This is a genomic window from Cognatishimia sp. (assembly GCF_049116455.1).
Taxonomy (GTDB): Bacteria; Pseudomonadota; Alphaproteobacteria; order Rhodobacterales; family Rhodobacteraceae; genus Cognatishimia.
In genome coordinates this window covers 475682-494336 of sequence record NZ_JAGDYW010000005.1, presented here as the reverse complement: position 1 = coordinate 494336, position 18655 = coordinate 475682, and the positions used below count along the sequence as shown (strand labels likewise).

The following is an 18655-nucleotide window of genomic DNA, read 5'->3' as shown; positions in this document are numbered from 1 at the left end:
TTAGGGAGATACCAATGAAAACCTTTTTGAAAGCTGCTTGCGTTGCAGCTGTCGCATCCCTTCCATCCGTCGCGTTTGCGGCCTGTGAAGAAGGCGAGATCGTCGTAAAGTTCAGCCACGTTACAAATACCGACAAACACCCGAAGGGCATTGCAGCCTCTTTGCTGGAAGAGCGTGTGAATGCCGAAATGGACGGCAAGATGTGCATGGAGGTCTTCCCGAACTCCACGCTGTATAATGACAACAAAGTCCTAGAAGCGATGCTGCAGGGCGATGTTCAGCTGGCGGCACCCTCACTGTCTAAGTTTGAAAAGTTCACCAAACAGTTCCGCATTTTCGATCTGCCATTCATGTTTAAAAACATCGATGCGGTTGAAGCCTTCCAAGCGTCTGATTCCGGCCAAGCCATGCTCGACAGCATGCAACGCCGTGGCCTGCAGGGTCTTGGATACTGGCACAACGGCATGAAGCAAATGTCAGCGAGCAAGCCGCTTCTGTTGCCTAGCGATGCAAACGGTCTGAAGTTCCGCGTTCAGTCTTCTGATGTACTAGTTGCGCAGATGGAAGCCATGGGCGGTAGCCCGCAAAAGATGGCCTTCTCTGAAGTCTATGGCGCACTGCAGCAGGGCGTTGTGGACGGTCAAGAAAACACTTGGTCCAACATCTACGGCAAGAAGTTCTTTGAAGTGCAGGACGGTGTGACCGAAACCGATCACGGTATTCTGGATTACCTGTTGGTGACCTCTGTGGATTGGCTAGACGGCTTGCCGGCAGATGTGCGCGAGCAGTTCTTAACCATCGTTTCCGAAGTGACAGCAACCAGAAACCAGGAATCCACCACTGTGAATCTGGCTGCCAAACAATCGATCATCGATGCGGGTGGCGTGGTGCGTTCTTTGGACGCCGATCAACGTGAGGCTTGGGTCTCTGCAATGAAGCCAGTTTGGGCGCAGTTCGCGGATGATGTTGGACAAGACAACATCGACGCGGCGCAAGCGATCAACGCGGCGATTAACTAACCCATTAAACTGCAATGTGGGCGTCAAGGTCACCTTGGCGCCCCATCAATAAGGAGGCGCGCCATGAGCGCAACTTCAACACCCCCATCTCGCATCGACCGGATTGAAGAAAGCATCATTGCCATTATCCTTGGCATTATGACGCTGATGACCTTCGCCAATGTCGTCGCGCGGTACGGGTTCAACTCAAACATTTTCTACGCGCTGGAGCTGACCGTTTTCTTGTTTGCCTGGCTTGTTCTTCTGGGTGCGAGCTATGCAGTCAAGAAAACCCTGCACCTTGGTGTGGACGCTTTGGTCAACACAGCCCCCGCGCCAACCCGTCGTGTGCTTGGCTTAGTCGTCGTTGCGGTCTGTCTGGCATATTCCTTGCTGTTGCTGAAAGGCGCATGGGATTACTGGGCACCATTCGCAAACCTGCCGCCAACCGAAGGCCGTTGGTTCCCAACCGGCTTTGTTGAAAAGTTCCGCGGGCAAGGGTGGTATGAGACGCAAGACATTCCAGTTCCTGCCTTCATGCGCTGGCTCGAACCCGTGTTTAACGAAGGTGTGGAGTACGAAAAGCTGCCGAAATTAGTGCCTTATCTGGTGATGCCAGTCTCGATGGCCCTTCTGGTTCTGCGTTTCGCCCAAGTTGCCCTGCGCGTTTGGCGCAATGAGCAAGACCTTTTGATCGTCAGCCACGAAGCTGAAGACGACGTGGCGAAAGCTGCTGAAAAGCTAAAGGACTAACCCGATGGACATTCTTATTCTCTTTGGCATGGTCATCGGCCTGATGCTGATTGGTGCGCCAATCGCTGTGAGCCTTGGCTTTTCCTCCATTGTCTTTTTGCTGATCTTTTCGGACAGCTCTTTGGCCTCCGTCGCTCAAACCCTGTTTGAAGCCTTTGAAGGCCATTCAACACTTTTGGCGATCCCATTCTTTATCTTGGCCTCGAGCTTTATGTCGACCGGCGGCGTGGCGCAGCGGATCATTCGCTTTTCCATTGCCTTGGTGGGTCACTTCCGAGGCGGTCTGGCCATCGCGGGTGTCCTGGCCTGCATGATGTTTGCCGCGCTTTCGGGCAGCTCCCCTGCAACGGTTGTGGCTATTGGTTCGATCGTCATCGCAGCGATGCGGCAGGTGGGTTACACCAAAGAATTCGCAGCGGGTGTTATTGCCAACGCAGGTACCTTGGGCATCCTTATTCCGCCCTCCATCGTAATGGTGGTCTATGCGGCGGCGGTCGAAGTTTCTGTTGGGCGTATGTTCCTTGCAGGCGTCATTCCCGGTATTATGGCGGGCACCATGTTGATGATCGGCATCTATGTGATGGCGCGCATCAAAAACATGCCAGCAGGTGAGTTTGCAGGCTTTGGTGAAATCTGGGCGAGCCTCAAGGATGCTATCTGGGGTCTCTTGTTAATTGTAATCATCATGGTTGGGATCTACGGCATCCCGGGCGTTACCGGCGCGATCTTTACGCCAACCGAGGCAGCAGCCGTAGCCTCTGTTTATGCCTTCTTTGTTGCGAGCTTCATCTATCGCGATATGGGACCATTGGCAGCGGATGAGGACGGAAATCGCAAATCTTTGCTGCAAAAGCCACATGCGATCCTGACGGCCTTCTGGCACAAAGACACGGTGGTGACCTTGCGTGATGCAGGTAAGCTGATCATTACTTTGATGTTCGTGATCGCCAATGCGCTTTTGCTGAAACACGTCATCACCGACGAGCAAATTCCGCAAAAGATCACGGAATGGATGCTGTCCTACGGCTTTGGTCCTGTCATGTTCTTGGTGATCGTCAATGTGATCCTGCTGATTGGTGGCCAGTTCATGGAGCCATCAGGCCTGCTGGTCATTGTGGCACCTTTGGTCTTCCCAATCGCGATTGAGCTGGGCATTGATCCGATCCATCTAGGCATCATCATGGTGGTTAATATGGAGATCGGGATGATCACGCCTCCGGTTGGTTTGAACCTCTTTGTGACCGCGGGGGTCGCGAACATGTCGATGATGGGCGTGGTGCGCGCAGCATTGCCATTCCTTGCGATCATGTTCGTCTTCTTGATCCTCGTGACTTACGTCCCTTGGATTTCGACAGTCTTGCCCAATGCGATCATGGGGCCAGAAATCGTGACGCAATAGCGTGTTAAGACACACGGTTTAAACAAGTTTGGAGCGCCCATTGGGCGCTCCTTTTCGATTTCAGACTGGTTCCCCTTTGACCGCTTGATCAATGTCGGGTTTAAGAGCGGTTAACGATGAAAGGGGAGAGCTGTGGCTGATTTTCTTCAAACAGAGCAGGGGCGTCAGATCGCCTACCACAAAACCGAAGGCCAAAGCCCATGCGTGGTGTTTCTTGGCGGACTGAAGTCCGACATGGAAGGCACCAAGGCTGTGCACCTTGAGGCTTGGTGCAAGGCCCAAGGTCGCGCGTTTCTGCGGTTTGATTATTCGGGTCATGGCGAAAGCTCTGGCACCTTTGAAGAAGGCTGCATCGGCGACTGGCACGAGGATTCAATTGCCGCCGTGAATAGCCTGATTGAAGGGTCATATGTTCTGGTGGGTTCCTCCATGGGAGGTTGGCAGTCGTTGCTTTTGGCGCGCGCGCAGCCAGATCGTTTGCTAGGGCTTGTGACCATTGCGGCGGCCCCTGATTTCACAGAAGACAGCTATTGGGCTGGATTTGACGATGCCCAAAAGGCAACGCTTGAAACCGTTGGCCATGTTGAATTGCCCAGTGATTACATGGAGCCATACATCATCACGAAACGCATGATCGAAGATGGCCGCGAAAACCTCGTTCTGCGCGCGCCCCTGACTTTCGACTGTCCGGTTCGTTTCCTTCAAGGCACCGAAGACACCGCCGTGTCCACCGAGACTGCAGTGCGTTTGTTGGATCACGCAGAAGGCGCTGATATGCGCCTTTTGTTGGTGAAAGGTGCGGATCACAGGTTTTCTGATGAGACTTGCCTTGGACTTATCGAAGACGCAGTGACTGATGTCATTGCAGCGGCAAAGGGCTGAATCATGGCTGAACCGCTGATCTTGTTGCCAGATATCTTATGTGATGCGCGTCAATTCGGGCCGCAATTGGCAGAGCTGTCATCAGAACACGCGATGATGGTAATGCCATTGGGTGGGTCTGGCCGTATGGCTGACCTGGCAGAAGAAGTTTTGGCGCGTGCGCCTAAGCAATTTGCTTTGGTGGGCAGTGGCATGGGTGGGGTCGTCGCGATGGAAATTGCGTCGCGCGCACCTGATCGTCTGTCGAGAATGGCATTGATCTCGACATCGCCACTTCAGGAAAGTCCTTTTGGTGCAATGGCTTACGAGCCGATGTTGGTGGCTGCGCGGGCTGGGCGGTTGGCAGAAATTGTCAGCCAGCTATTTGATGTGACAGTAGAAGACCTTGATGGTCAGCTGCTGCCCTTGATGCAAGATATGGCGGCAAATATTGGTGTAGATCGCTTTGTGAACCAAGTGCGCGCATTACAGCGTCATCGTGATATGCAATCGATCCTGCGCAAATGCGGCTGCCCTGTGCAGGTGATTTGCGGTGAAGAGGATGGGTTGATCCCGTTGAAACGCCATCAGATCATGACTGAGTTTCTAACCGACGGAGAACTGTCAGTTATTGCGGGCGCAGGTCACGTGCCAACTTTGCAGAACCCGTCTGCCGTAACGCAGGCGTTACGGCATTGGATGTCACGGCCACTGATGTTGCGGTAGCGCTTAGGCCGCCGCGTTTTTGTTCGCGGCGCTCTTTGTTGACTTTGGTCGGTTGGCGTTGATGAAGTCCAAAACCAGTGGACGAATGTTGTTGCGCCAGCTTTTGCCGGCAAAAATACCGTAATGACCTGCATCCGGTTCCAGATGGCTCGCCTTTTTGCTGTCTGGTAGGCCAGTCAGCAGATCAAGCGCTGCCACACATTGGCCTGGCGCCGAAATATCATCCTTAGCGCCTTCAACGGTTTTCACCGCAACCGTGGTGATTTTGCCCAGATCAACCTTATGGCCATCGACCACAAATTCATTCTTGGCAATTTCGCCGTTCTTAAAGATGCGCTCGACAGTGGACAGGTAGAACTCTGCTGGCATATCCATGACAGCCAGGTATTCATCATAGAAACGGTTGTGTGCATCGTGATCAGAGGCCTCGCCTTTCATGACGCGGGTGATCTGGTTGACGAAAGCCTGCGAGTGGCGTTCCGCATTCATCGACATGAATGAGCTAAGCTGAAGTAAGCCCGGGTAAACTTTGCGGCCAACACCAGCGTATTTAAATCCAACTCGTTGGATCATAGTTTCTTCGAGCTGGCCCATCGTCACACGGTGACCAAAGTCAGTCACATCTGTCGGCGTTGCGTCAGGGTCGATCGGACCACCAATTAACGTCAAAGTCTGAGGTTGAGCTTCCGGATCCTGTTCAGCAAGATAGGCGGTCGCAGCGAGGGTCAAAGGAGCCGGCTGGCAGACAGCGATCACATGGGTATCTGTACCGAGCTCGCGCATGAAGTCGACCAGATAAAGAGTGTAATCTTCTACGTCGAACTTTCCGGCGGACACCGGAATATCGCGGGCATTGTGCCAGTCTGTAATAAAGACTTCACAATCAGGAAGTAGCGACATCACTGTAGAGCGCAAAAGGGTCGCGTAGTGGCCGGACATAGGTGCAACCAACATGACTTGTTTACGACGTCGCTTGCGGCCTTGAACGGAAAAATGAATCAGATCACCAAAATCACGTTCAACAACGGTTTCGACCTGGACGACGTGGTCTTTGCCGTCTTCACAGGTGAAAGAGTGAATGTTCCAATCCGGCTTGGTTACCATGCGGGCGAAGGTACGTTCTGTGACTTCTCCCCAAGCGCCCATCCAGTGCAGGGCAGGGTTTGGAACCATCGAAAAAAGCGGATAAGCCGCCATGGCTTGCGCCGACGCACCAAGCCATTGGTTGGTGTTCCGGATGGTTTCCATCATGTCATACGTGGCCATGTATCGCATTGGCTTCTCCTGTTTTTCCCCGCTATCCTACGAGGTATTAAGGCTGACTCTCCCCCCAGCCGCACACAATTGCTGCGTAGCAGCGACGATAAGGTCTAGTGATTAATATGACAACTCATGACGATGCCGCAGTTGCGAAATACGACGAACTCAGTGAAAATTTGGAGAAAGTTGAACAACTTTCTCAACGTCTGATTGAAGTAATGTCGCGTCATGATCCAATAAGGAGAGAGCTGTCAGCGCCGAATCATGAGGTTTTCACAAATGCCGCTACAGCCTACTGGGCTGAAATGATCGAAAACCCAGCCAAGGTCTTTGAACAACAAATGGAATTTTGGGGGAAATCCGTTCAACACTTTGTCGATGCCCAGCAGGCGCTCGCACAGGGTAAGCTTGAGGCTCCAGAGGATGACACGCCAACCGATCGTCGGTTTTCAAACCCGATGTGGCAGACCAATCCCTATTTCAACTTTGTAAAACAGCAGTACATGCTGAATGCCGATGCCATCCGTAACGCTGTGGATTCAATAGAAGATTTGCCTTCCAAGGAACGTGTGCGCCTGAAATATTTCTCTGATCAGATTGTTGATATGATGGCGCCGACGAACTTTCTGGGCACAAATCCAGATGCCTTAGAAAAAGCAGTAGAAACAGAAGGGCGCTCGCTTATCGCCGGACTAGAAAACCTGATCCGTGATCTGGAATCCAACAATGGTGAGCTTCTTGTAAAGCTGGCGGATGAAACCGCATTCGAACTGGGCCGCAACGTTGCTACGACCCCGGGGAAAGTGGTTTTCCGCAATAAAATGATGGAGCTGCTGCAGTATTCTCCGAGCACAGAAGAGGTACACGAGATCCCTCTGGTGATCTTCCCACCCTGGATTAATAAATATTACATTCTGGACCTAAAAGAAAAGAACAGCCTGATTAAGTGGCTCGTCGATCAGGGCTATACTGTTTTTGTCGTGAGTTGGGTGAACCCGGATCGCTCTTTTGCCGAGGTCGGTATCGAGGATTACATCGAAGACGGCTATCTCACAGCGGTCTCTGAGGTCAAGAAACTGACAAAGCAAAAGCAAGTGAATGCGGTGGGCTACTGTATTGCAGGCACAACGCTACATCTGACCTTGGCGTTGATGAAAAAGCGCGGTGATAAGTCGATCAAGACGGCGACCTTCTTTACGACATTGACGGACTTCGCAGAGCAGGGCGAATTCACACCCTTCTTGCAGAATGATTTTGTGGATGGGATCGAAGCCGAAGCTGCTGAACATGGGCTTCTACGCTCCTTTATTATGCAGCGCACCATGAGCTTTCTGCGGTCTAATGATCTAATTTATGGCCCCGCCATTCGCAGCTATATGATGGGAGAGGCCCCGCCGGCCTTTGATCTTCTGTATTGGAACGGCGATGGATCAGGCCTGCCAGGTAAGATGGTTGTCGATTATCTGCGCCGCCTTTGTCAGGACAACCAATTTGTGAATGAGGGCATCGAGCTTTTTGGCGAAACGCTGCATATCAGCGACGTTACCTTGCCGATTTGTGCCGTGACCTGTGAAACGGACCATATTGCACGCTGGAAAGATTGCTATCGCGGTTTCCAGCAAACTAAGAGCCGCAACCGTACCTTTATTGTTTCGCAATCGGGTCACATCGCGGGCATTGTGAACCCGCCCAGCAAAAAGAAGTATGGCCATTACACCAACAAAGATCTGAAGCTCGATTCTGACGAATGGCTTGAGAAGGCGGAATTCACCGAAGGCACATGGTGGCCGCGTTGGGACACATGGTTGTCATCTAGCTCTGGCAAGAAAGTTGCAGCACGCGAACCGGGCGATTCGGATCATCCTCCGATTGAAGATGCTCCAGGAAGCTATGTGAAGGTTCCTGCAACGCGTTGATTTCATTAGGTAACGTAAATTATTCTGCAGTGCAGCAAGAAATAGCTTGAAATGCTGCACTGCAGAAAGCATATTGTCTTCAGACTAGAAACCGCGGGATCGACCCGCACATTTATTTAGGACTAAGACTATGGCTAAAACCCAAGACATGACCGCCGTTCTGAAAGACATGATGGGCGCATTCCCAGTAGACACTTCTGCTCTGGACGACGCGTTCAAGAACACTGCAGCACTGAACGAAAAACTTGCTGGCGTTGCTTTGGAGGCAGCTGAGAAATCTTCCGAGATCTCTTCTGTTTGGACAAAAGACACCCTGTCTAAATTGGCAGACATGTCTAAAGCAAAGGCAGAGCCTGCTGATTACGCAAAAGCGCTGACAGACTTCGCTTCTGCACAGGCTGAAGTTGCTGCAGAAAACATGGCGGCATTCGCAGAAGTTGCGAAAAAAGTACAATCCGAAACTGTTGAGCTGATGATGTCTGCTTCTAAAGAAGCAACCGAAGAAGCAACTGCAGCTGTTAAAAAAGCAACTGCAGACGCAACTGCAGCAGCAAAAAAAACAGCGAAGTAATTTCGGTGTGAATTTAGGGTAAATACCCGAATTCTAAAGGGCGTGCCTTCGGCGCGCCCTTTCTTTTTGTTCTGCAGTCGCATAAGGTTTTCTGCATTGCTGCATAAAAGGGAGGCTGCCTGTGGCTGAGACCAATTCGCCGCTGTTGATTAAGCGCTACGCGAGCCGTCGGTTGTACAATACGGAAACCAGTGATTACGTCACTTTGGACGATATTGCAGCATTCATCAGGGATGGCCGTGAAGTTCAGATCGTTGATCTGAAAACCGGTGACGATCTGACGCGCCAATATCTCCTACAGATCATCGCAGAACATGAAAGCCGCGGCGAAAACATGTTGCCCGTGAATGTGTTGAACGATCTTGTACGCTCGTACACCAATCAGGCCTCTAGCATTGTGCCGCAGTTCTTGGCTGAAAGCTTTGAGATGCTGCGCGAAGGTCAATCAAAGATGGTTGAAAACATCTCCACCATCAATCCGATGGCCGCAATGCAAGCGCAGCAAGAGGCGTTCATGAAGGCGATGACAGGTGGTATGGGCAATTGGCCGGGATCAACCAACCCAGCCTCTGACGGACAGACCGAAGAAAAAGAATCTGAACCTGAAGAAGCTTTGGATGACATAAAAAAGCAACTGGCTGAATTACAGGCCAAGCTGTCCAAACTTTCCTAATACATAAGGCCCCTCGCGGGGCCTTTTCCTTTTTACTGATAATAGCCGCAGGACGCGGTTGAATTATTCAGCCGGGGTCGGGGCCATCACATCTTGGATGGCTGCCAGCAAAACATCTGCAATTGCGTCTAGGTCAGGTTTTTTCAAACGTGCCGGCAAACGCACATCGCAGGCTTTCATCAGCATCGCGCGCGTTTGAGGCAGCTCTGGAAGATCCTTGATGAACTGCCAATTCCAAAAAGCACGGGCATTGTCTTGGCTTGCGCCGAAGACCTGTACTTTCAGGCCGCGCGCCTGAGCTGCGCTTTGAAAGGCCAAAACCTGAGTATCGTCCATATCTACCAGATTGAATTGAATGCTATCCGGCGCGCGCTCTTCTGCCGCCAGCTTATCTGGCACTTGCATCCAGATGCTGGTGTTCAGCCGATCTGCGACGTAGTCGTGGTTCGCACGGCCATCGCGCACACGGCGCGCTAGTTCTGGGATTTGCGGACGGATGATGGCGGCGGACATATTAGACAGGCGCAGATTATAAAGCGGCAATTGGTTCTGCCATTTTGCAAAAGCCTTTTGCAGGTCTTCGGTATTGTCGCCTAGACGGGATTTATGTTTCTGCCAGTTGTGCTCGTAAGCGCCTGACATGATGACCATGCGCGCCACCAGATCAGCATCATCTGTCACCAGAATGCCGCCTTCGCCAGCGTTGATTAGCTTGTAGGACTGGAATGAGAAGCAACCAATTTTACCAATGGTGCCAATGTTGCGGTCGTGCCAAGTGGTTCCAAGGCTGTGGGCCGCGTCCTCGATGACTGGGATATTGTACGCATCACACAGCGTCATGATCGCGTCCATGTCAGAGGTATGACCACGCATATGGCTGATGATTACGGCTTGAACATCATCCAGTTTGGCTTCGAAATCGGCCATATCGATGCGGTAGTTTTCACCAACCTCACAAAGCACCGGCAAAAGGTCTGAGTGAATGACTGAAGAGGGCACAGCAGCAAAGGTGAAACCCGGGATCATAACTTTGGAATCCCGCGGCAGATCAAGTGCCTTGAGCGACAGGAACAAAGCTGCAGAACATGAGCTGACGGCCAGGGCGTATTTGCTTCCCAAAAGCTCGGCAAATTCCGCTTCTAATAAGGCAACTGGCGCATCTTCGGCTGCCGTATAGCGGAACAGGTCAGCAGTCTTCAGAAGGCGCTCGACCTCTTCATGGGCGGCGGCGGGGATTGGTTCGGCGGAATAGACGTCAGGCAGGGACATAGTTTCAGCTTTACTTAATTTACTCTTTCATAATTTTAAATCTAATCACGCGGGAAAACGAGTCCAAACACCGCGTTAAGAGGTGAATTTTTAACCTATTGTAGATAGGTCACGATTTGCGATTTAGGCGGAAGAAGTCCGCAATTTGGTCGCCGAGAACTTCGTTCGCCAAAGGCTCGTCCAGGTTTAGGATGGCCTCGGTGATCTGCTCTGGATCATCCACGATTTCGGACCGGGTCAGTGCCAGTCCTTCGATCATTTCAGAGCCAAACTCTGGGTGTGCTTGCACTGTAAAAGCGCGATCACCATAGATGATGGCTGCATGTTTGCAGAAGTCGTTGGAGGCAATGGTCATAGCCCCCTCTGGTGGCTCAATGACCTGGTCCTGATGCCAGGCGTTCAGAGGTAGTTCGACACCGCCAAAGTCATAAAGCTTACGCCCCACAGCCCAGCCTCGTTCAAACTTTTCAACTTTGCCGCCAAGCGCTTGGGCGATCAATTGGTGGCCAAAACAGATGCCAACGATTGGGCGTGCGACCGTGACCGCTTCGCGTACAAAATCTTCAAGCGGGGCAATCCAGTCATGGTCCTCATAGACCCCATGGCGAGAGCCGCTGATCAGCCAGCCATCACAATCTTCGACCGATGAAGGGAATTGGTTTTCAAAGACATTGAAGGCTTCAAACGTGAAATCCTGCCCATTTAGCAGGGTCTGGAACATCGCGTCATAGTTGCCGGTCACTTCCTGCAGGTTTTGCGGAAACGCGCCGCACATCAGAATGCCAATTTTCATAAGCCACCTTCGCCGAATCTGAACGTATACTTTGATGGCTATGTGCCATGGCTTGACCTATGGGGCCAGCACGAGAACGCAAAGGTGCCTTTGCGCTGCATCGAGCTGCGCAAGGTCAGCGAAGCAAATTCATGCGTAGTTTGATCTTTGAACGCTTATTCTGCGGCAGGTGTCGATTTAAGCGTTTGTTGAACTGGCCAAAAATCAGGATCAAGACGAGCGTCAGCAGAATAAAATAGCCCGCCAGGATCGGGTAGGGGATGAAGGGGTTAAACGTTTTATCCGCGAAATAACTTGCGTAATAAAGCGCATCACCCTGTTGTCGCTTGGCTGGGAAACCAGAAAAGAACACCAGCGTTGTCGCGTGAAACAGAAAGATGCCTTCGTTGGTATAGGCAGGCCAAGCCAGCCGCATCATGGTTGGAAATGTCACGCGTTTAAAGCGTAGCCAGCCGGTCATACCGTAAGCATCCGCTGCTTCGATATCTCCCTTTGGGATCGACAGAAGCGCGCCGTAAAAGATCTCACCTGAATATGCAGCGGTGTTGCAGAAGAGAACGACAAGTGCGCCCAGCCATGCCGACGTGAAGGGGTCAAAGAAACCCGACACACCTTTGAGGCTCAGAAAGCAGAAGTAGCCAAAGAAGAATTGGATAAACAGAGGGCTGCCGCGGAAGACAAAGACGAACCACTCAGCGGGTTTGCGGAACATTGCATTTGGGCTGGCTTTACCAACCGCCAAAGCGACCGCTAGGAAAAAGCCAGACACCAAAGCTAAGACGCCAAAATAGACATTCAGCATCATGCCTGAACCGATCAGAGTGAACTGCTCGCAAAGCGTGTATTCGCCACGTGGCAGAAGACGCTCGCCATAGCCAAGCGAGCGGAACGCATAGGCTTGGATGGTCTCATAACAGCTCATGCCGCAGCCTTTCGTTGCGCTTCACCACCCGCGGTGGCTTGGCCTTTGGTTAACCGCTTCATCAGGCGATCCAGAGTGATTTCAGAGACACGGGTGAAGGCCAGATAGAACACCAGCAGCGCAAGGAAATACCAGATGCGCCAGTCGCCATGCGGGTAATCCGTGAAGCGGGCGGATTTCGTACCGCCCAGATCACGGGCCCAATAGACGATGTCTTCGACCCCCAGCAAAAAGAGCAGGGGTGTCGATTTGATCAAAACCATCCAGAGGTTTGAGAGGCCGGGCAGGGCAAACACCCACATCTGCGGAACCATCACGCGCCAAAAGGCTTGACGACGGGTCATTCCATAGGCCTCTGCTGTTTCCATCTGGGCACGTGGGACTGCGCGCATAGCGCCAAAAATCACATTTGAGGCGAAGGCTCCAAAAACGATGGCAAATGTGAGGACTGCAAGGAAAAATCCGTAGGTTTCGTGAACCCATTGCGGCGCATTGCTTAGCGGCAATTTCGCGATATCACAGACGACAAAGTCTACGCCTTGTCGAATGGGCTGATCCCAGTCAGAGCATTTTACTTTGTGCCGAAGCCATTCAAATCCTTGGTCTAAGGCAATGACAAAGAACAGAAAAAATGCGATGTCGGGCACGCCGCGCACGATATTGGTATAACCCCAAGAAACCCAACGCACAGGGGCAACACGTGAACGTGCAGCGGTTGCCGCGGTAAAACCGAACAAAAGTGCTGTTGGTGCGGTGATTGCCAATAGCGCCAAAACCACAAACACGGATGAATACAGACTCATGTGTTTGCCGGTTGTTAGGTAACAACTCAGCCACTTAAAGCCTTCGAGTGTGGAGGGATCGGTGCAATAGGAAAACATCGCAAGCCTTCTTAAAAAAACTGGCCCACGGAAATTTCCGTGGGCCAATAAAGTATTAGTTTACCACTGAGAGGAAACTTTCCATTTTGCGATCAGTTCGTTCAAGGAACCGTCTGCTTTCATGGTGTCGATTGCCGCGTCAAATTTCGCGCGCAATTCTGCGTCAGATTCGCGGAAACCCATGCCGACGCCACCACCGATGGCTTCTTTGCGCTCAAGCATCACCAGATCGCCGCCTTCAAGAGCAGTATCTAGGAAAGATTGATCGGCAAGTACGGCATCCGCCTCGCCATTGCGCACGGCAGCTACTGTTTCTTCAGGAGTTGCGAATTCGATCAGGTCCCAGCCTTGTTCTGCGACAAATGCAGCCTGCAATGTGGATGCCTGTGCGGCGATCACACCACCATCCAGGTCAACATCAGCTGACAGGGCAACATATGCGGATGGGTCTGGCGGAGTGTAACCCTGTGTAAAGTCGATGACTTCATCGCGTTCCGCTGTGATGGACATGCCCGCGATGATGGCATCGTAGTTGCCGGACACGAGGTTCGGGATGATAGAATCCCAATCGTTTTTAACCCACTCACAGGTCAGCTCTGCACGTTTGCACAACTCGTCGCCCAGATCGCGTTCGAAACCGTCGATCTCACCTTTGTCGTTGATGAAGTTCCAAGGCTCATACGCGCCTTCAGTGCCTAGACGGACAACAGAATGGCTGCCAGCAAGCGCCATGCCTGCGGATAGTGCCAATGCAGCGGTTCCTAGGATAAACTTTTTCATAGTGTCACTCCTGTTGGTTTTATTCGGCGTAAGCAGTTGAAGATAAGAACTGTTTAAGCCGTTCTGATTTGGGCGCGCCAAACAACTGTTGCGGCGCACCTTGTTCTTCGATCAATCCCTGATGCAAGAAAACGACGTGGCTGCTGATGTCGGCAGCCATTTTCATGTCATGGGTCACGATCATCATCGTCCGGCCTTCTTCTGCCAGAGATTTGATCACTTTGATCACCTCTTGTTCAAGTTCCGGATCCAAAGCGGATGTCGGTTCGTCAAACAAAAGCGCCTGTGGTTCCATACATAGGCCACGGGCGATGGCGGCGCGTTGTTGCTGGCCACCGGATAGCTGGGCTGGATAGACATCGCATTTGTCGCCGATGCCCACACGCTCCAGATATTCACGTGCTTTCGCTTCGACCTCGTCACGGTCGCGTTTCAAAACTGTCACCGGTGCTTCCATGACGTTTTGCAAGATTGTCATATGGGACCACAGATTGAATTGTTGAAACACCATGGAAAGGTTGGTGCGAATGCGCAGTACTTGTTTTGAATCTGCTGGAACGCGTGCAAGCCCGGTTCCCTTCCATTTCACAGATTCACCTTGAAAAAGAATGTCGCCTTGCTGGCTGTCTTCCAACAGGTTCGCACAACGTAGGATGGTGGATTTGCCAGAGCCAGAGCTACCAATCAAACTGACCACATCGCCTTTATGTGCTGTGATATCGACCCCTTTGATCACTTCAAGCTGGCCATAGGCTTTATGAAGGTCACGTATCTCCAGCACTGGCGTGGCGTCAGTCAAAGCAGCAAATCCCTGTCACATTCTTTTAGTTGCAACCAATTGCAACGAAAAAAATGGCAATTGCAACTCGCAATTCGTCCGAATTTGTCCATTTGGTAACGAAATGACGGATTTTGGCGGCAGGTTGGCGGCACTTCGACGGCCAAACCCGCTTAGGTTGTTTGGCTCTAACCCCTGCTAACTCGCTGCCGTGCAAGGGCGCTGTCGCGGTCGTTGATGCCCAATAGATTTGATGCCAGACGCACGATGGCGTCCTCAGAGGCATCGCGTTCACCGTCGGCCAGCACAACTTGCCAAAGGGCTTCGATCACGCCAATCCGATCTTCATGTGAGACAGCATCTTTGATCGCACGTGTGAATCGCACGGTATCTGGCGCCTCGCTTTCCAGAACCTCAGCGTCTTTGCGCAGATTGGTGGCTTCGAACGGGGACAGGCCATATCGCGTGGCTGCAATGCGATCGATGTTTTCGATCTCAGTCCCAGAATAATCCCCGTCAGCGCGGGCAATCCGCACAAGAAGGGCAGTCAAGGCCAGACGCGCATCGGCATCTTGCAAAGGGGCGGGGTCTTGCGCAGTGAGGCGCTTTAGAAAATCAGCAAACATAACTGTTAGATCGGAGTTCTAAGCCGCGAGGTCAACCGCTATGGCGCAGGGCTGTCCTTGGGATCGATTCCCAAGTGGCCTTCAATCTCATGCAACGCAGCGTCTTCCTCAGGCGTATCATGCCCATCCGCAAGAATGACATCCCAAAGCGCATTGACCACTTCAAGACGATGCGCATAGTCCACGTGCTCGCGGATGATCAATGCGAAGTCCGGGGTTCCAGGCGCGTGCTGTTCAAGCTTTTCACAGGTTGCACGCATTTTTGCGGCATCTACAGCATTGATTCCAAACGATTTTGCAAGAATACTGTCGATCTCAGCAATCTCGGTGACGTGATATTCACGATCTGATTTGGCAACGCGCACCAACAATGCCCCAAGCGCCAACTGCTCATCTGGCTCTGGCAAAGGTGTTGGTTCTGGTGATTTCCCTCTTAGGCGTGACAGTAATCCGTCCCACATCGCACTTCCCCCTCTATTTTTTTCCCAATGTGGTCGAGCAATCCCGCGAAGGCAAACAAAACTCAGAGGGAAAATCCTTAATCTTGTCTAAATTCTGCACTGGCAATTCCGCAATTTCCCATCAAACATAACCGGAGTAACGAGTTCGAGGTTCCAACATGCCGTTTTTATACGTGTATAGTCCAAGTGATTTCATTGGTGGTTTGCCAAGTGAGCAAGGTGCAATGGCCGCAGGGTCTGGTCCATTCACTTTGACCCTAGCGCCAGGAGCCACTCCGACATTGATCGAAGTGAGCGACAATGACGGCGTCCTTGACGAAGTCGATTATAGTCAATCTTTGGCAAGTGGCGTGAATATCGATGGCATCAGCTATGGCAGCGGCACAACCATTCACTCAGCCTATGATCTGATCAATTCGTCTAACGGCCATCAGGTGACAAGCATTCACTTTGGTGGCGACGGTTATGAACAAGGAGCCGTGCATGGTCTCGTATCAACAGAACCTCTGGTCGCAGGGCAATCGTATACGTTTAACGTTGAACGCACATCGCACCGCCAAAACAACCTCTATGAAGATTTTGTAGCCTGTTTTACCCGAGGCACTTCGATCCGCACAAACAGCGGGGAAGCTCTGGTTGAGAATCTAAAGCCCGGTGACTTGGTCGAAACGGCAGACGGAGATTTCAAACCCGTGCGTCTGGTGTTGAGCCGTACTTTAAATGTGCAGGATTTTTCAACCTACCCAAAGCTTAGACCCATCTGCATCACGGCGGGTGCCATGGGGCAAGGATTACCAACAAAAGACCTGATGGTGTCCCCGCAGCACCGAATGCTGGTGAATGGACCACTTTGTGCGCGGATGTTTGACGCAAAAGAAGTTCTGGTATCAGCGCGAAAGCTGTCTGTCTTGCCCGGTATTTATGTCGATCAGGATGTGACCGAAGTGACATATTTTCACTTGGTTTTTGACGAGCATCAGGTGGTCTTTGCCGAGAATGCCCCGTCGGAAAGTTTTTATTGCGGCGCAGAGGCCATCAATGGGCTTGAAGAGGCGGCTCGTACTGAAGTTCTGGCACTGTTTCCTGATCTTGATGTTGCACAGGGGCAGTGGCCAAGTGCGCGTTTTATGCCAAGGGACAGCGCGCAGCGTAGCTTGGTCGAGCGACTTCGCAAAAACGATCTACCTGTTTTGTCAGACTAATAAACGCCGCGATAAAGCGGCGTTTTTCATTTCAGCTATCATTTGATGACTTCAGTCTGGATCACACCAGACGTGAGTTTTCCATCGCGGCGCGTACAAAGTCGCGGAACAGTGGGTGTGGGTCAAACGGTTTAGATTTCAGTTCCGGGTGGAATTGAACGCCGATGAACCAAGGGTGGTCTTCCCATTCTACGATTTCTGGCAAACGTCCATCTGGGCTCATGCCTGTGAATTTCAGGCCTGCTTTTTCCAGCTGTTCGCGATATTTGATATCGACTTCATAGCGGTGACGGTGGCGTTCATCGATCGCTGTGGTTCCGTAGACCTTTGCAACATTGGATCCTTCAGCCAGCGTCGCGTTATACGCTCCAAGGCGCATCGTACCACCTTTGTCATCATCGGCTTTGCGGCGCACTTTGGCGTTGCCCTGCACCCACTCTTTCAAGTGATAAACCACAGGCTCGAAGCGTTTTTTTCCGGCCTCATGGTCAAATTCTTCAGAACCTGCATCTTCGACGCCCGCAACATTTCGTGCCGCTTCAATCACGGCCATTTGCATGCCCAGGCAGATGCCTAAGTATGGCACCTTATGTTCGCGCGCAAACTGTGCGGCTTTGATTTTACCCTCGGTGCCACGCTCGCCAAAGCCGCCTGGAACCAAAATCGCGTCAAAGCCTTCAAGGTGTGGAGCCGCATCGCCTTTGTCAAAGACCTCAGCATCTACCCAGTTCACATTGACTTTCACACGGTTGTGCATGCCGCCATGGATCAGGGCTTCTTTGATGGACTTATAAGCGTCCTCAAGCTGAGTGTATTTGCCGACAATCGCGACATTCACTTCGCCGTCGGTTTTATAGATTCGGTCCTGAACATCGTTCCAACGATCCAGTTTTGGTTTTGGGGCAGGGGCAATGCCAAAGGCATCCAGAACCGCCTGATCCAAACCTTCATGGTGATAAGCGAGAGGCGCTTCATAGATCGAATTCAGATCATAAGCTGCCACAACAGCTTCTTTGCGCACGTTACAGAACAGAGCAATCTTCTCGCGCTCTTTCTCTGGGATTGGCTGCTCAGAGCGGCAGACCAAAATGTCAGGCGCAATCCCGATGGACTGCAGTTCTTTGACAGAGTGCTGTGTTGGTTTGGTTTTAAGTTCACCAGACGCCGCCAGATAAGGCAGCAGAGTGAGGTGCATAAAGATGCATTGGCCACGAGGTTTGTCGTGGGTGAACTGACGGATGGCTTCAAAGAAGGGTAGACCTTCGATGTCCCCAACGGTGCCGCCGATTTCACACAGCATGAAATCTACTTCGTCTTCGCCAATCGAGATAAAGTCTTTGATCTCATTTGTGACATGCGGAACAACCTGAATGGTTTTGCCCAGATAATCGCCGCGACGTTCGTTTTCCAAAACGTTGGAATAGATACGACCCGATGACACCGAGTCGGTCATACGCGCTGGAACACCGGTAAACCGTTCATAGTGACCAAGATCTAGATCGGTTTCCGCACCATCGTCAGTCACAAAGACTTCGCCATGTTCAAACGGGCTCATGGTGCCTGGATCAACGTTCAAATACGGGTCTAGTTTCCGAAGCCGCACAGAATATCCGCGCGCTTGCAGCAGGGAGCCCAACGCCGCAGATGCAAGGCCTTTGCCCAGCGAAGAGACAACACCACCAGTGATGAAAATGAACCTTGCCATAGGTTTGGCGACCCCCGTGATTGCCACACGCCATCGTCTGAGTGTGTGGCGTGAAATTCCAAAAAAGTGAGCACCCACGGC

Annotated in this window: 19 protein-coding genes; 9 read left to right on the top strand and 10 right to left on the bottom strand. The window is 51.8% G+C overall.

What is annotated here, in order from left to right; translation table 11 throughout:
- Window positions 1-14: 14 nt before the first annotated feature.
- The 5 genes from JXQ85_RS14325 to JXQ85_RS14305 all read left to right on the top strand — a co-directional run bounded on the left by JXQ85_RS14325 (window position 15) and on the right by JXQ85_RS14305 (window position 4737).
- Window positions 15-1019 (top strand): DctP family TRAP transporter solute-binding subunit, encoded by a 1005-nt coding sequence (locus JXQ85_RS14325; RefSeq protein WP_421749624.1) that lies wholly within the window; start codon window positions 15-17, stop codon window positions 1017-1019.
- Between the two features lie 63 nt (window positions 1020-1082).
- Window positions 1083-1751 (top strand): TRAP transporter small permease, encoded by a 669-nt coding sequence (locus JXQ85_RS14320; protein WP_421749623.1) that lies wholly within the window; start codon window positions 1083-1085, stop codon window positions 1749-1751.
- A 4-nt stretch (window positions 1752-1755) separates the two neighbouring features.
- A complete protein-coding gene (locus tag JXQ85_RS14315) occupies window positions 1756-3150 on the top strand; it encodes a TRAP transporter large permease (RefSeq protein ID WP_421749622.1) in 1395 nt (464 codons plus the stop codon).
- A gap of 132 nt (window positions 3151-3282) precedes the next feature.
- Window positions 3283-4032, top strand: coding sequence for an alpha/beta fold hydrolase (locus JXQ85_RS14310; protein ID WP_421749621.1), 750 nt, complete (start codon window positions 3283-3285; stop codon window positions 4030-4032).
- 3 nt (window positions 4033-4035) lie between these two features.
- Window positions 4036-4737, top strand: a complete 702-nt coding sequence (locus JXQ85_RS14305) for an alpha/beta fold hydrolase (RefSeq protein ID WP_421749620.1) — start codon at window positions 4036-4038, stop codon at window positions 4735-4737.
- A gap of 3 nt (window positions 4738-4740) precedes the next feature.
- On the opposite strand, the gene phaZ is transcribed toward JXQ85_RS14305, so the two are convergent.
- On the bottom strand, window positions 4741-6012 hold the full coding sequence (gene phaZ / locus JXQ85_RS14300; protein ID WP_421749619.1) for a polyhydroxyalkanoate depolymerase: 1272 nt from the start codon (window positions 6010-6012) through the stop codon (window positions 4741-4743).
- Window positions 6013-6119: 107 nt separating this feature from the next.
- On the opposite strand from phaZ, the gene JXQ85_RS14295 reads away from it, so the two are divergent.
- From JXQ85_RS14295 to phaR, 3 genes are all read left to right on the top strand, one after another.
- Entirely contained in the window at window positions 6120-7913 is a 1794-nt protein-coding gene (locus tag JXQ85_RS14295; protein ID WP_421749618.1) for a PHA/PHB synthase family protein, read from the top strand.
- Between the two features lie 130 nt (window positions 7914-8043).
- Window positions 8044-8484: a phasin, PhaP gene (locus JXQ85_RS14290; RefSeq protein ID WP_421749617.1), complete on the top strand. Its 441-nt coding sequence runs from the start codon at window positions 8044-8046 to the stop codon at window positions 8482-8484.
- A gap of 121 nt (window positions 8485-8605) precedes the next feature.
- Window positions 8606-9157, top strand: coding sequence for a polyhydroxyalkanoate synthesis repressor PhaR (gene phaR / locus JXQ85_RS14285; protein ID WP_421749615.1), 552 nt, complete (start codon window positions 8606-8608; stop codon window positions 9155-9157).
- Between the two features lie 63 nt (window positions 9158-9220).
- Here the strand turns inward: phaR and JXQ85_RS14280 are convergent, their stop codons facing one another.
- The 8 genes from JXQ85_RS14280 to JXQ85_RS14245 form a co-directional block, all read right to left on the bottom strand.
- Window positions 9221-10426, bottom strand: coding sequence for a DegT/DnrJ/EryC1/StrS family aminotransferase (locus JXQ85_RS14280; protein ID WP_421749614.1), 1206 nt, complete (start codon window positions 10424-10426; stop codon window positions 9221-9223).
- Between the two features lie 109 nt (window positions 10427-10535).
- On the bottom strand, window positions 10536-11219 hold the full coding sequence (locus JXQ85_RS14275; RefSeq protein ID WP_421749613.1) for a type 1 glutamine amidotransferase: 684 nt from the start codon (window positions 11217-11219) through the stop codon (window positions 10536-10538).
- Between the two features lie 115 nt (window positions 11220-11334).
- Complete coding sequence (locus JXQ85_RS14270; RefSeq protein WP_421749612.1) at window positions 11335-12141, bottom strand: ABC transporter permease; 807 nt, start codon at window positions 12139-12141, stop codon at window positions 11335-11337.
- Window positions 12138-13022 carry an ABC transporter permease gene (locus JXQ85_RS14265; protein WP_421749611.1) on the bottom strand — a complete coding sequence of 295 codons (885 nt, stop codon included), beginning with the start codon at window positions 13020-13022 and terminating at the stop codon, window positions 12138-12140. The genes JXQ85_RS14270 and JXQ85_RS14265 overlap by 4 nt, the downstream gene beginning before the upstream one ends.
- 60 nt (window positions 13023-13082) lie before the next feature.
- On the bottom strand, window positions 13083-13802 hold the full coding sequence (locus JXQ85_RS14260) for a transporter substrate-binding domain-containing protein (protein ID WP_421749610.1): 720 nt from the start codon (window positions 13800-13802) through the stop codon (window positions 13083-13085).
- A gap of 19 nt (window positions 13803-13821) precedes the next feature.
- The gene (locus JXQ85_RS14255; protein ID WP_421749609.1) at window positions 13822-14601 is read right to left on the bottom strand and encodes an ABC transporter ATP-binding protein; all 780 of its coding nucleotides are present in this window, start codon (window positions 14599-14601) and stop codon (window positions 13822-13824) included.
- A 167-nt stretch (window positions 14602-14768) separates the two neighbouring features.
- Window positions 14769-15206: a TerB family tellurite resistance protein gene (locus JXQ85_RS14250; RefSeq protein ID WP_421749608.1), complete on the bottom strand. Its 438-nt coding sequence runs from the start codon at window positions 15204-15206 to the stop codon at window positions 14769-14771.
- Between the two features lie 38 nt (window positions 15207-15244).
- Window positions 15245-15667, bottom strand: coding sequence for a TerB family tellurite resistance protein (locus JXQ85_RS14245; protein WP_421749607.1), 423 nt, complete (start codon window positions 15665-15667; stop codon window positions 15245-15247).
- Window positions 15668-15825: 158 nt separating this feature from the next.
- Between JXQ85_RS14245 and JXQ85_RS14240 the strand changes: the two genes are divergently transcribed.
- A complete protein-coding gene (locus JXQ85_RS14240; RefSeq protein ID WP_421749606.1) occupies window positions 15826-16869 on the top strand; it encodes a Hint domain-containing protein in 1044 nt (347 codons plus the stop codon).
- 61 nt (window positions 16870-16930) lie between these two features.
- Here the strand turns inward: JXQ85_RS14240 and JXQ85_RS14235 are convergent, their stop codons facing one another.
- Entirely contained in the window at window positions 16931-18574 is a 1644-nt protein-coding gene (locus JXQ85_RS14235) for a CTP synthase (RefSeq protein ID WP_421749605.1), read from the bottom strand.
- Between the last annotated feature and the right edge of the window lie 81 nt (window positions 18575-18655).